A 12776-nucleotide genomic window follows, 5' to 3' on the forward strand; every position below is an offset into this window, starting at 1 on the left:
GTGTGACGCCCGCGCGCTTACCGTCATGATTGCTCAGTCACGGGTTGCTGGGGGTTGGGTTGGAAGGATGAGGAATGAGTGACGAGCAGTCCTCACGGGCGGGGTCGATGTTTGGCCCCTACCACCTGAAGCGGCTGCTGGGCCGCGGCGGGATGGGTGAGGTCTACGAGGCTGAACACACCGTCAAGGAGTGGACGGTCGCGGTCAAACTCCTCTCCGAAAGCTTCAGCCGCGACCCGGTGTTTCGCGAGCGGTTGAAACGCGAAGCCCGCACGGCCGGTCGTTTGCAGGAACCGCACGTGGTACCGGTGCACGACTACGGCGAAATCGACGGCCAGATGTTTCTGGAGATGCGCTTGGTCGAGGGCACCGACCTGGACAGCGCGCTCAAACGCTTCGGCCCGCTGACCCCACCCCGCGCGGTCGCCATCATCACCCAGATCGCCTCCGCGCTCGACTCCGCCCACGCCGCCGGGGTGATGCACCGCGACATCAAACCGCAGAACATTCTGGTCACCCGTGACGACTTCGCCTACCTGGTCGACTTCGGCATCGCCAGCGCCACCACCGACGAGAAGCTCACTCAGCTCGGCACCGCGGTCGGCACGTGGAAATACATGGCGCCAGAACGGTTTTCCGACGCGGAGGTCACCTATCGCGCCGATATCTACGCATTGGCCTGCGTGCTGTTCGAGTGCTTGACCGGATCCCCGCCCTACCGCGCCGACAGCGCCGGCGTGCTGGTCTCCGCCCACATGATGGATCCCATCCCCGCGCCCAGCGAACAGCGCCCGGGCGTCCCCAAGGCCTTCGACGCGTTGATAGCCCGCGGCATGGCCAAAAAGCCCGAAGACCGCTACGCCAGCGCGGGTGACCTGGCCCGCGCCGCCAAGGAGGCCCTCAGCAACCCCGACCAGGACCGCGCCGCCACCATCTTGCGCCGCAGCCAGGAAGCCGCACGGCCCACCGTCGACAACCCCGGCGCTCAGGCCCACGCCGCTCCAGCGCCTCCGCCGCCGTACCAGCCCACGTTCAACACCCCGCCGCCGTCGCCATTCGACCCGCCGTCGGCCCCCAGTTCCGGTCCGATACCGGCGCAGGGCGTCCAGGCGTGGACCCCCACCAGCGGCCCGATCCCGGCGGCCGGCCCGCCCGCGCCACCGTATTACCAAGGCGGCAACGCCAACTGGGGCGGCCCGCCACAGTTCATCAGCTCAACACCCTGGGGTCAGGCCCCGCCCAAGCCGCACCCCAATGTCTGGCCCATCATCGCGGCCGTCGCCGTCGTGCTCGTGGTCATCGCCAGCGGGGTGGGCATCTGGCTGGTCGTCCGGCCCAAACCGGAACCACCGCAGGCCGCCCCGCTGGGACCCGAACGCCTCAGTGGCCTGCTGCTCAGCCCGGCCGACATCAACGGCGTAATGGGCTCGTCCTCGATGCAGCCGGGCAAACCGATCACCGCGACGGACAGCTCCGCAGTGACGGTGTCCGCGCCGGATTGCCAGGGCGCGCTCTACACCACCCAGGATCCGGTCTACGCCGGCAGCGGCTACTCGGCGGTCAGCGGACTGGTGTCCTCGGAGGCGGGCGACAATTACGACCACTGGGTCAACCAGGCCGTCGTGCTCTTCCCGTCCGCCGACAGGGCCAAGACCTTCGTGCAGACCTCCGCGGAGAAGTGGAAGGGCTGCGCCGCCAAGACGGTGACCGTCACCAACAAGAACAAGACCTATCGGTGGACGTTCGCCCAACTTCAGGGCAGCCCGCCAAAAGTCACGCTGATGGACACCCAGGAAGGCGCCGACGGCTGGGAGTGCCAACGCGCACTCAGCGTGGCCAACAACGTTGTCGTCGACATCAACGCGTGCGGGTACCACATCAGCGATCAGGGCGGCCAGATCGCCGACAAGATCGTCGGAAAAATCAACAGCGACAAGCCGGAAGGCTGACCGGCCGTACCGTTAAGCTCTTGTCACGACTGAAGATCGGGTCCCTCCGCGCGTAGGTCGTCGACCGCCGACATCGCGCCCCGCAACTTCGCCAGCCACTCCTCGGCGTGTTCGCCGACCAGCTTCACCGACCACGCCAGCGCGTCGGCCCGGGATCGGGCGACCCCGGCATCGACCAACGTGTCCAGCACCTGGCGCTCGGGTTGCTTCAGCCGCGTCATGACCGGTACGGCGATGTGGGTGAACAGAATTCGCTCGGTGCCGGCCGTGGAGCCGACCTCGACGCCCCAGGACACCTTGCGCCCGTAGCGATCCTGGGCTTCGTCGGCGATGTGCATCCGCTCCGATCGGGTGTCTTCGCGGAATCGCGAAGCTCGCCCGGCCGCGCGGGCCTCGCTGGCTTCGCCTTCCGCGTCCGGGAGCTTGCCGATGACGGTGATCTCTTCGCGGTCGACGACCACCGTGGGGTCGCCGTCGAACCAGTTCTCCGGGAGACGTCCGGCGAACCATTCCGCGGCGTCGCCGGCGTCGGGTTGCTGGGCCTGCTGCCAGCCCCCGGGGCGACCGTAACGCCGCCCGTGTGTGTGATGCGCTTTCATGATTACATGATTACACCGTTGCATGTGTAAGGGAACGGGCTTTCACCGGCAGCGAAACGACGGACCCCGCGCGGGCAACTTCCCACCAGATCCGGCCGCCGGCTCACGGGTGATCGAGGACTCCGGCCAACCCGCAAAACCCGTTGATCCGGGCAGTTCGTCGGCGTATTTTGGTTAGCGAAGCAGGCCCGGAAGCGACCAATTCGAAGTGCCGGAACACGGGGTAGGAATCCGGCCGCGTAGGACACGCATAAGACGGAGTCAGACGCCCCCTAGAGTCGCGCCGGGCCTGCCCATGTGCCGGGACTCTTCTTCCCGGTGCTTTCTCCCCGGTGCCGCGTGGCCCTCAGTCGCCGTCGCCGCGGCGGACGCGAAAGAGCTTCACCTCGCTCTTGATGCCCTTGAGGCGACGTGCGCCGACGAACGATCCGGAGAACCCACCGCGGTCACCGATGACGCCCCAGGCCGAATCCGCGACCAGGACCGTGCCCGGGCGCGCCACGTTGGTGACCCGGCTTGCCACGTTGACCGGGCTGCCGAACCAATCACCGGCCCGGCTCACCGCCATGCCGGACGCCACCCCCGCTCGCAACCGGGGAAAGTCGTTGTCGCTGTCGACGGCTTCGACGAGTTTGACGATGACGTCGAGCAACGGCAGCGGATCGGGGCAGACGAACATCACCGCATCACCGATGGTCTTGATGAATCGCACCGGGGGCACGGTCATGTCCCGGGCCAGAATGGCCAGCCGGTTGGCCAGGTGGCCCAACTCCTCGGGGGATACCGCCTCGCCGATCTTCGTGAAGCCGACCAGGTCCGCGAAGGCAACGGTGATCTGGCGCGCTCCCGGTAGCGGCTCGCCGGCGGCCCGCTCCGCGGCATTGATCGCCTCGGTCTCCATCATGTGGCGCAGCTGCATGAACAACATATGCTCGATCATCGGCCCGAGCATGGGCGCGATCTTGCCCACCAAAGCCTTTGAAGCCTTGGCGATTTCGAGTTCGCTGTTACCCGGTCGCATGATCGCCGAAAGCGCCGTGTAGCGCATGACTTCGGCGGCCCGCGACAAACCTTCGGCGAGCACCCGAACCACGAGAACCACCTGTTCGGGATCCAGCCCCAGCTCAACGAATCGCTGGGAGAAGGCGGCAGCCTCACCGTCGGCCCGCATGTGCACGACCGCGTCGGGGTCGTCCACCCGAACCAGACCGATCGCGCGCTGCACGCGCTGCAGCAGGCCCAGGTCGATGCCATGGGTCTCGCTGATCTCGCGAGTGGACACGTAGGTGCCGTCATCGCCGATGAGGTGGCGGGTGGCCAGCAACAGGGGCGGATTGGTGGTCCGGATCTCCTCGATGGTGATGCCCTGCTCGAGCAGCCACGTCACCAGCTCGGCGCGCTCGGTGCGCGCGTTGCCCTCGAGCCCCTCGAGCAGATCGTCGATGTTCTGGTCGGCCCCGTCCTGCACGTCGCCAACGTACAACGCGGGCGAGCCATGATGTGAGGTGATGAGCACACCGCTGCTGCGGGGATTCCCGCCTGTCGTCGACGAGCGCGCCAGGACGCTGATCCTCGGCTCGTTTCCCAGCGCGCAGTCGCTGGCGGCGGGCCAGTACTACGCCAATCCACGCAATGCGTTCTGGTCGATCACCGGTGAGCTGTTCGGCTTCGATGCGACCGCGCCCTACAACGTACGGCTCGCGGCACTGCGGTCCCATGGTGTCGCCCTCTGGGACGTGCTGCACTCGTGCCGCCGGGTCGGCAGCTCCGACTCGGCGATTGAGCCAAAGAGTTTGTCGGTCAACGATTTTGGTGAGTTATTCGAGCACTACCCCACCATCACGGCGGTGTACTTCAACGGCGCCAAGGCCGCCGACCTGTTCCGCCGGCTGGCGACGGCGCCCGAGCGAATCGGGTATCAGCGGTTGCCGTCGACCAGCCCGGCCCACGCGGTACGGCCGGGCACCAAGCTCGCGGCGTGGACTGTGCTGGTTAAACCCGCTTAGGAGACCGGCGGTCGCCGCAGGGCCCACGGCCGGGCGGCTTCGATCTGCGCCGAGAGCGACAGCAGGGTCGCCTCGTCATACGGGCGGCCGACGAGTTGGACCGACATCGGCAAGCGATCCCCGTCGAAGTCCCACGGAACCACCGCGGCCGGCTGCCCGGTCAGATTCCAAACCTGTTGGTAGGGAACGTACTGACCGACCCTCAGCAGCGTGGACACGACGCCACGGCGTTGATACGCGCCGATACGGGACGGGCCCGCCGCGGTGCCGGGCGTGACGACGACGTCGACATCATCGAAGATCGCCTGAATCCGCGAGATCACGGCCCCCTCGGTGGCTCGGATGGCCTCCATCCGCCGGTCCGAGAAAAAGGACCCCAGGCGGGCCATGTTGCGGGTGCGCGCTTCCAGGCGTTCCGGATGGGCCAGTGCGTCCGCGTCGTCGCAGATGCCGCGCAAATAGCGGGGCAGGTAGTTCGTGAGTATCGCCGAGGGCGGATATTCGGGGTCGGCCGTGATGACGTCGTGGCCAAGGTCGCGAAGCAATGCGCCCGCCTGGTGGACCGCGGTCAACTCCGCCTTGCCGACCCTGACCGGGAGTGGGGTTGGGACCTTGGTGCTCAACGCGATTCGCAACCGGCCGGGACTGCGCCCTGCCGCGATCGCGAACTCGCCTTCGGGGCCGGGCACCGTCGACGTCGCATCCAGGAATACGGCCGCGTCCATCACCGTCCGCGCGATCGGGCCGTTGACGCTCAGCCCGTACCAGGCGTCGTCGTGCGGTTCCAGCGACACGCGATCGCGTTGTGGCTTCAGGCCGAACAGGCCACACCATGTCGCGGGGATGCGGATCGAGCCGCCCCCGTCGGATCCCAGCGCCAGCGAAGCCAACCCGGCGGCGACCGCGGCGGCACTCCCGCCGCTACTGCCCCCCGGGGTGCGGGTGGGATTCCACGGGTTACGGGTGGCTCCGAAGGTCATCGACTCGGTATACGGCAGCATCATCAGCTCGGGCACATTGGTTTTGCCGATGATCACGGCGCCCGCGGCCCGCAACCGGCGCACCACCTCCGCGTCGGAGCTGACGGCGGGCCGGTGTCCGCCGCTGCCGAACGTCGTCACCTGCCCGGCGACGTCGACATCGTCTTTGATCGCGATCGGCACGCCGAGCAGCGGTAGCCGTTCGCCCGCGTCCAGGCGCTCCTGCGCCACGGCGGCCTGGTAACGGGCTTGGTCGGCGAGCACCACGCGGTAGCAACGCAGCTGGCTGTCCAGCCGCCCGATCCGCTCCAGGTAGAGCTCGAGCAACTCCGCCGCGGTCAATTCACCGTTGGCCAGCATGCGCGCGTGGGCCGCCGCGCCGGCGAAGGCGAGATCGTTCACCGCGGCAGCGTAACTCGACAATCGTGGCCGGCCCCGAATGGTCTCGGCATGGGCGCGACGCAGCAGCCAGTACCGTGGGCGACATGTCCTGCATGTTCTGTGCGATCGTCGCCGGCGAGGCTCCGGCCATCCGGATCTACGAAGACGACGACTACCTGGCCATCCTCGACATCCGCCCGTTCACCCGCGGCCACACCTTGGTGCTACCCAAACGGCACAGCGTCGATCTCACCGACACCCCGCCGGAGACGCTGGCCGGAATGGTCACCCTGGGGCAACGCATCGCCCGGGCCGCGCGCAGCACCGAATTGGCCGACGCGACGAACATCGCGGTCAACGACGGCAGCGCCGCTTTCCAGACCGTCTTCCACATCCACCTGCACGTTTTGCCTCGCCGCAACGGCGACAAGCTGTCGGTCGCCAAGGGATTGCTGCTGCGCCGCGACCCCGACCGGGACGCCACCGGCCAGATTCTGCGCACCGCGCTGGCCCGCATCGATGCAAGTCAGCCGGATTGAGCCGCCGGGCAGATCACGGCCCGCGCCCGCACCAACCTGGCAAAAGCCCCACGTCGCGAAGGTCGGCAGCGGTTTAATGCCCCTGTAACTCGTGGTGAGTTTGTTCATTTCTTCACCACACAGCAGGGGAGCGGCTGGTGCGGCGATGAAACGCTGGGCGGTGAATCCGTGGCGGCGGTCGGGGGTGCCCGCACGCACAGGCTGGCTGCTCGCCGGCGTGTACGGCGTCGCCGAGTTGTCGATCGTGGTGTCGAAGTTCTGGGGATCGCATGGCCCCTACGGGACGCGGCCGATCAACGAGGTCGTCATCGCGGTGTGTCTCGCCATCACGGCGGTGTGCGCCGGCTCCGCCGCCCGCCACCAGGCCGGACGACAGCGATACGGCTGGTTGGCGCTGGTCACTGGCCTGGCCGGCTGGGCGGTGGGCGAGATCATCTGGGCGGTCTACGACGTACGCCCGGAGTTCGACCACGCCGCGAACCCGGCGGCGACCGAGATCGTGCTGCTGTTGTATCCGCTCGGCGCCATGACCTCGTTGGTGTTGCTGTCGCGGCTCTCTCGCCTCGACAACTTCCGGCGCATGCTGCTCGACGGCCTGATCGTGGCGACTTCGCTGTTCGTCATCTCCTGGGTGTTCGTGGTCGAAACTCAGCTGCGCGAGCACACCGGTGCCCGGCTGGCGACGCTGGTGGAGGTCTTCAGCGACATCGTCCTGCTGACTACGGCAATCCTGATGCTGTCGCGGGCGCGTCCCGGCGACCAGGCGAGCCGGACCCTGCTGGCCGGCGGGATCGGGATCATCAACCTTGCCGACCTGGTGCTGGTTTTCGACACCGGCATCGGCAGCTATCACACCGGCTATGTGGCCGACTTGATCCGAGTCGCCGGGCTGGCAATGTTGACGCTGGCCGCAGCGGCCAGCCGCCACGAGCGTCCCGTGCCGCCATCGCAGCCATCGCCGGACGAGGTGGAGCTGCGCACCCGCCTGTGGCTGCCGTATCTGCCGCTGATCATGGCGGCGGCGGTGGGCTGGGCGCACGCGGCCGGCAATACGCTGCACAAACCCTTGCTGGGCGCGCTGGGAATACTCGTGGCCGCCGTACTGGCCCGACAATTCGTGGCCCTGGTGGAGAACCAGAATTTGCTGTCCGAAGTCGCGCAGGAGGCCTTCCGCGACCACCTGACCGGTCTGGCCAATCGGGCGCTCTTCCTGCATCGGTTGGAGCTGGCGGTCGCGCGTCGACACCCCGACGGCACACCGATCGCGGTGCTGTGCCTGGACCTCGACAACTTCAAAGCGGTCAACGACGCCCTCGGCCATCCGGCCGGCGACGAACTCCTGGTCCGGGTGGCCGGCCGGCTCACCGCCGCGCTGGGCGACACGGGCACCATCGCCCGGCTGGGTGGCGACGAATTCGCGGCCGTCATCGAAACCTCCGTCGAAGAATCGCAGGCGGCCGCACACCGCATCCTCGACGCCTTCACCGGAGCCATTCTGATCGACGGCATCCCGATCACGGTGCGCCCGAGCATCGGATTCACGGTGGCCACCGGCTCGGCGAACTGCACGGTCGATCAGCTGCTACGGCACGCCGACTTGGCCATGTATGCCGCCAAACGCGAAGGCGGCCAATGCATCCGCAGCTTCATGCCCGACATGCCGCTGCCATATGCGTTTCCGGCGGCGCCTGGTTCGCACAGATCGTCCGTGGCCGCCCGTGCTATCGGCGCTGGTGACGGCGATACGCCGCGGGACTCCCGGCCGGCCACCGAGGTCGCCACGGCGGCACCGAGCCTGCCCGAGGACGCGCCCGACACCGTCCGCTGGCCGCCACGGGACGTCCGGGCCGCCATCGCGCTGCTGGCAATCGGAGTGGCCGCCTTCACCGTGTCCAGCGTCGTGCGCCCGAACGCCGGGCACGGCATCGCCTCGGCCGCCGCGCTGTATACGGCCCTGACCGTGGTCGCGGCCGCACTGATCGCGCTTCGCGCATACCGTGTCCCGGCCGACCGGTTCGCCTGGGCACTGATCGCCGCGGGTATGGCGTCCTCGGCCGTGGGTGACGTCGTCTACGCCCTGTGGGTGCCCAACGGCCGATCCCCGTCGGTGGCCGATCCGGAGTACCTGGCGTACTACCCCTTCGTCTACGCCGGGCTGTTGCTGCTCATGCGGGCACGGCTCAAGCGGCTGCCGATCCCGATTCAGCTCGACTCGTTCATCTGCGCACTGACGTTGGCGGCGGTGGCCGCGGCCTTGACGGCCGGCCCGATCCGGGCGGCCGCGGTACGCAGCCCGGCGACCGTATGGGTTGGGTTGACATATCCATGGAGCGATCTGGTGCTCCTGGCCCTGGCCGCCGGGATGTTGCCAATCCTTGGCTGGCGCAACGAAATTCGCTGGGCGCTGCTGGTGGCCGGATTGGTCTTGTTCGCGGTCGCGGACGCCGCCTATCTCTTTCAGACGTCCGCCGGCTTGTACCGGGCCGGCTCGCTGCTGGATGCGTGCTGGGCCGCGTCGTCGTTGCTCATCGCGATGGCGAGCTGGGCCAGATCGTCATCGATGACGCCACCACCCCGAGGCCGATACGGGCCCTACATCACTCCGGTGGTATCCGCCATCGTGGCGCTGGGCGTGATCGTCCTGGCACACCATTCGCGACTCGCCGCGACGCTGGCGGCCTTGAGCCTGGTCGTGGCGACCGGCCGGTTCGCGCTGACCTTCCGCAACGCGAACCTGCTGGAGACGAACGACAGACTCGCGATGATCGACGAGTTGACGGCACTGCCGAATCGGCGCTCACTGGCAACGGCCCTGACCGCGTTGCCCGTTTCGCCACCATCGGCAACGCGGTCGATTCCGACCAGAGCACACGCGCGCCGCGCGCTGTTGTTGTTGAGCCTGAGCGATTTTCACGAGATCACCGACTCGATCGGCAGGCAGTTCGGTGATGAGCTGCTGTGCCATATCGCAAATCGACTGGCCGGCTGCGTCCGTCGCGACGATCTGCTCGCACGGGTGGGCGAAGACCAATTCGCCGTGCTGCTGTCGGATGGGGCCAACCTCACCGCGGCCAGCGCCTCGGCGGGCCGGCTGCTCGAAGCCTTGGGCGAGCCAATCGCTTTGGATCCGATCACGGTGCAGGTGGACGCCCGAATCGCCATCGCGCTCTGCCCAGACCACTGCGACTCCCCGCAAGACTTGTTGAGCCGCGCCGAAACCACCATGGCGCACGCCAAATCCGCCCGCAGCAAGATCGCGGTCTACGACTCCTCGTTCGAGGTTCATCGCGACAACGACCCGAGCCTCATCGAGGAATTGCGCACGGCGTTGTTCGATACCGAGGAGCTGAGGCTGCACTACCAGCCCAAGATCGACGGCCGCGACGGCAGCGTCCACAGTGTCGAGGCGGTGCTGCGCTGGCAGCACCCCACCCGCGGAACACTGCTGCCGGAAGAGTTTCTGTCCGTCGCCGAACGCGCCGGGCTGATGCGCAAAATCTCCAACCGCACGCTGTCCATGGCCCTCGCGCAGGTCCGCTCGTGGCGCGAAGAAGGCATGCCGCTGACCGTCGCGGTGAACCTGTCGACGACCAACCTGCTGGACATCGAACTCGTCGGCACCGTCGAGCGACTCCTCGCCAACCACGATCTGCCCGCAGAGGCGCTCATCCTCGAGATCACCGAGAGCGCACTGGTGGATTCCGTGCGATCCCGCAACACCGTCGCCGCGCTGCAGGGCCTGGGAATCCGCATCTCGCTCGACGATTACGGCACCGGTTGGTCGTCATTGGCTCGCCTGCAAGAGGTTTCGGTCGACGAGCTGAAACTCGACCGAATTTTCGTGTCGCGCCTGGCCCACGACGCGCGATCGGTCGCGATCGTGCGTTCGACGGTGGCGCTGGCGTCAAACCTGGGTGCCGATCTGGTCGCCGAGGGAGTCGAAAACGAGGCCACCCTGCACGCCCTGCGGCGGTATGGCTGCAACATCACCCAGGGCTTCGTGCACAGCCCGCCGCTGCCGCCCGACGACCTGCGCGAATGGATGGCCGGCCACGCGCCGAATCCCCACCCCAGCCGGTCCAACGAGCGGGCGCGTTCGAACGAGGGCTAGAACAGCTCCTTGGCCAGTAGCTCCAGCGTCGCGACCCGCGCGGGTGCGGTGTCGGGATCGGTACCGCGGCGCGCCGAGGCCACCGGGTTCACCATGACTTCGTCGACGCCGAACCGGTCGGCCAGCGCCCGGATCTGCTCGGCGGCCTCGGCCGGGGCCCCCAGGACGGCGCGTCGCAGGCCGCTCTCGACGATCCGCTGTTGCTGTCCGGTGAGCTCGGCGACCGCGGCCTCCTCGACCAGCGGCACCGGCCCGAGCGACTGCCCGGTCCGGAGCCGGGCCATCATCTGCAGGTTGGGCAGCATCAAAGCCGTTGCCTCCTCCCGTGTTTCGGCGACCGCCGCGTTCACCGTCAGAAAGGTCAGCGGTTCGGCCGTCAGCTCACTGGGCTTGAATCGCGAGCGGTACACCTCGAGCGCCTCTTCGGTTCCGTTGCCGGAGAAGTGATGTGCGAACACATACGGCAACCCCTTGGCGGCGGCCAGATGCGCCGAGTACATCGACGAGCCCAGCAGCCACAGACGCGGTTCACCCGCCGCGGCGGGGGTGGCCCTGAGGGTGTAATCACCCGAGCGCAGCGGAACCCGCACGCCGCGAGCGCTCATCAGCGCCGCCACGTCGTCGAGGTATTCGGGGAAGTTCTCGATGTCACGATCGTCCCGACCGCCGCGCAGCGCATACGACGTCACCGGATCCGAGCCGGGCGCCCGGCCGATGCCGAGGTCGATCCGGCCCGGGGCAGCGGCTTCCAGCAGCGCGAACTGTTCGGCCACCGCCAGCGGGGCGTGATTGGGCAGCATCACGCCGCCCGACCCGAGCCGCAGCCGCGAGGTCTGCGCGGCCAGGTAGGCCAGCACCACCGGCGGGCTGGTGGCACCGACCGACGGCATGTTGTGGTGCTCGGCCACCCAGTAGCGGTTGAAACCCAGCCGGTCCGCGGCCTGCGCGAGCTGCACGGTGGCGGCCAGGGCGCCGCCGGTCGTCTGGTCGGTGCGCACCGGGATGAGGTCAAGGACGGAAAGATGCACGATCGCGTCAACGCGCGCGGGCCCGCGAACGTTCCCGTCGCCCGGGCTCAGTAGTCCTTGAGCGTGATGGAGGCGACGATGCGGTCGAACACCTCTTGCGGTATCGGCGCGCCACCCGGAATGTTGTCCACGACCAGCCACTGGTTGCGCTTGACGTAGTCGCTGAACTCGCGCTGATAGTTGGCGAACCCGGCTTCGTAGTCGACCGTCCCGTCCTGGGAGGCTGCCTTGAGCTCACCGGCCAGGATGTACGCGCCCAGCAGCGCGACACTGGTCCCCTGGCCCGACAGGGGCGAACAGCAGTACCCGGCGTCACCGACCAGCGCCACCCTCCCCCGCGACCAGCGATCCATCTTGATCTGCGACATCTCGTCGAAGTAGAAATCCGGCGCGGTCCGCATGTACTCGAGCAGCTGCGGGCGAACCCAGCCGTCGCCGGCCATCCGCCGCTCCAGCTCGGCCAATTGGGCCGCGGTGTCGCGGTAGTCGATCCGCAGATCGGTATCCATGAAGCCGACCATGGCACGCGCCTCAGTGTTGTTGCGCGCGCTGTACACCCCCGCCATACTGGCGTCCCCGTAGTGCCACATCTGCCAGTAGTCCAGGTCCAAGAAATTGGGCACCGTGAAGATCGCCGCGTGCGTGCCCAGCCTCTCGATGAAATCCTCTTCCGGCCCGAAGACCAATCGCCGCACATTGGAGTGCAATCCGTCGGCGCCGATCACCAGATCGAAACTGCGCGGCGCGGCGCGCTCGAAGGTGACGCGGACCGCCGCGCCGTCGTCCTGCAGGGCGGTGATGGTGTCGTCGAAGAGATACTCGGCCGTCCATTGGCTTGCGCCATAAAGCAATTCGACCAGATCGTCGCGCAATAGCTCGATGTTGGGACTATCGATGGGTCCACCGGTGGGCGTCGATTCGGTGTCCCGAGACAGTTCGTTGCCGTCGCGGTCGACGACGGAGGAGCCCTGGATTTGCGTCTTGCGCTTCTGGGCGGCACCCAGCAGTCCCATCCGCTCGAGCACCGTCAGCGCCGGGCCCCGCACGTCGATCGCCTGACCGCCCGGGCGCGGGCCCCGATGGCGCTCGACCACGGTCACCGAAAAGCCATGCCGTCCAAGCCAAAACGCGGCCGCCGCGCCCGCCACGCTGGCGCCCGATACCAGAACTCTAGACATGAGAG

9 protein-coding genes are annotated in these 12776 nt (G+C 67.8%); 4 read left to right on the forward strand and 5 right to left on the reverse strand.

From position 1 onward, the window contains the following. Positions 1-74 precede the first annotated feature (74 nt). Positions 75-1949, forward strand: coding sequence for a serine/threonine-protein kinase PknH/PknJ (locus tag A5760_RS22820; protein ID WP_064885002.1), 1875 nt, complete (start codon positions 75-77; stop codon positions 1947-1949). 23 nt (positions 1950-1972) lie between these two features. On the opposite strand, the gene A5760_RS22825 is transcribed toward A5760_RS22820, so the two are convergent. After that, complete coding sequence (locus A5760_RS22825; RefSeq protein ID WP_064885004.1) at positions 1973-2548, reverse strand: hypothetical protein; 576 nt, start codon at positions 2546-2548, stop codon at positions 1973-1975. A gap of 346 nt (positions 2549-2894) precedes the next feature. After that, positions 2895-4016, reverse strand: a complete 1122-nt coding sequence (locus A5760_RS22830; RefSeq protein WP_196772171.1) for an adenylate cyclase regulatory domain-containing protein — start codon at positions 4014-4016, stop codon at positions 2895-2897. Positions 4017-4056: 40 nt separating this feature from the next. Between A5760_RS22830 and A5760_RS22835 the strand changes: the two genes are divergently transcribed. Continuing rightward, entirely contained in the window at positions 4057-4554 is a 498-nt protein-coding gene (locus A5760_RS22835; RefSeq protein ID WP_064885006.1) for a DNA-deoxyinosine glycosylase, read from the forward strand. On the opposite strand, the gene A5760_RS22840 is transcribed toward A5760_RS22835, so the two are convergent. After that, complete coding sequence (locus tag A5760_RS22840) at positions 4551-5936, reverse strand: amidase (protein WP_082279579.1); 1386 nt, start codon at positions 5934-5936, stop codon at positions 4551-4553. The two genes, A5760_RS22835 and A5760_RS22840, sit on opposite strands and share 4 nt — an antisense overlap. 83 nt (positions 5937-6019) lie before the next feature. Between A5760_RS22840 and A5760_RS22845 the strand changes: the two genes are divergently transcribed. Further along, positions 6020-6454, forward strand: coding sequence for an HIT family protein (locus A5760_RS22845; RefSeq protein WP_064885077.1), 435 nt, complete (start codon positions 6020-6022; stop codon positions 6452-6454). Between the two features lie 217 nt (positions 6455-6671). Then, a complete protein-coding gene (locus A5760_RS22850) occupies positions 6672-10565 on the forward strand; it encodes a diguanylate cyclase domain-containing protein (RefSeq protein WP_064885079.1) in 3894 nt (1297 codons plus the stop codon). Here A5760_RS22850 and A5760_RS22855 read toward each other — a convergent pair. Further along, a complete protein-coding gene (locus A5760_RS22855) occupies positions 10562-11593 on the reverse strand; it encodes an LLM class flavin-dependent oxidoreductase (RefSeq protein ID WP_064885008.1) in 1032 nt (343 codons plus the stop codon). The two genes, A5760_RS22850 and A5760_RS22855, sit on opposite strands and share 4 nt — an antisense overlap. Positions 11594-11640: 47 nt before the next feature. Next, complete coding sequence (locus A5760_RS22860) at positions 11641-12771, reverse strand: FAD-binding protein (protein WP_064885010.1); 1131 nt, start codon at positions 12769-12771, stop codon at positions 11641-11643. Positions 12772-12776: the final 5 nt, after the last annotated feature.

This window comes from Mycobacterium colombiense, assembly GCF_001665835.1.
Taxonomy (GTDB): domain Bacteria; phylum Actinomycetota; class Actinomycetes; order Mycobacteriales; family Mycobacteriaceae; genus Mycobacterium; species Mycobacterium colombiense_A.

Bases quoted from the DNA above. Each gene is read 5' to 3' on its own strand.
- A5760_RS22825 (WP_064885004.1), bottom strand. From the start codon at position 2,548: ATGAAAGCGCATCACACACACGGGCGGCGTTACGGTCGCCCCGGGGGC.
- A5760_RS22845 (WP_064885077.1), top strand. From the start codon at position 6,020: ATGTCCTGCATGTTCTGTGCGATCGTCGCCGGCGAGGCTCCGGCCATC.
- A5760_RS22820 (WP_064885002.1), top strand. From the start codon at position 75: ATGAGTGACGAGCAGTCCTCACGGGCGGGGTCGATGTTTGGCCCCTAC.
- A5760_RS22860 (WP_064885010.1), bottom strand. From the start codon at position 12,771: ATGTCTAGAGTTCTGGTATCGGGCGCCAGCGTGGCGGGCGCGGCGGCC.
- A5760_RS22835 (WP_064885006.1), top strand. From the start codon at position 4,057: ATGAGCACACCGCTGCTGCGGGGATTCCCGCCTGTCGTCGACGAGCGC.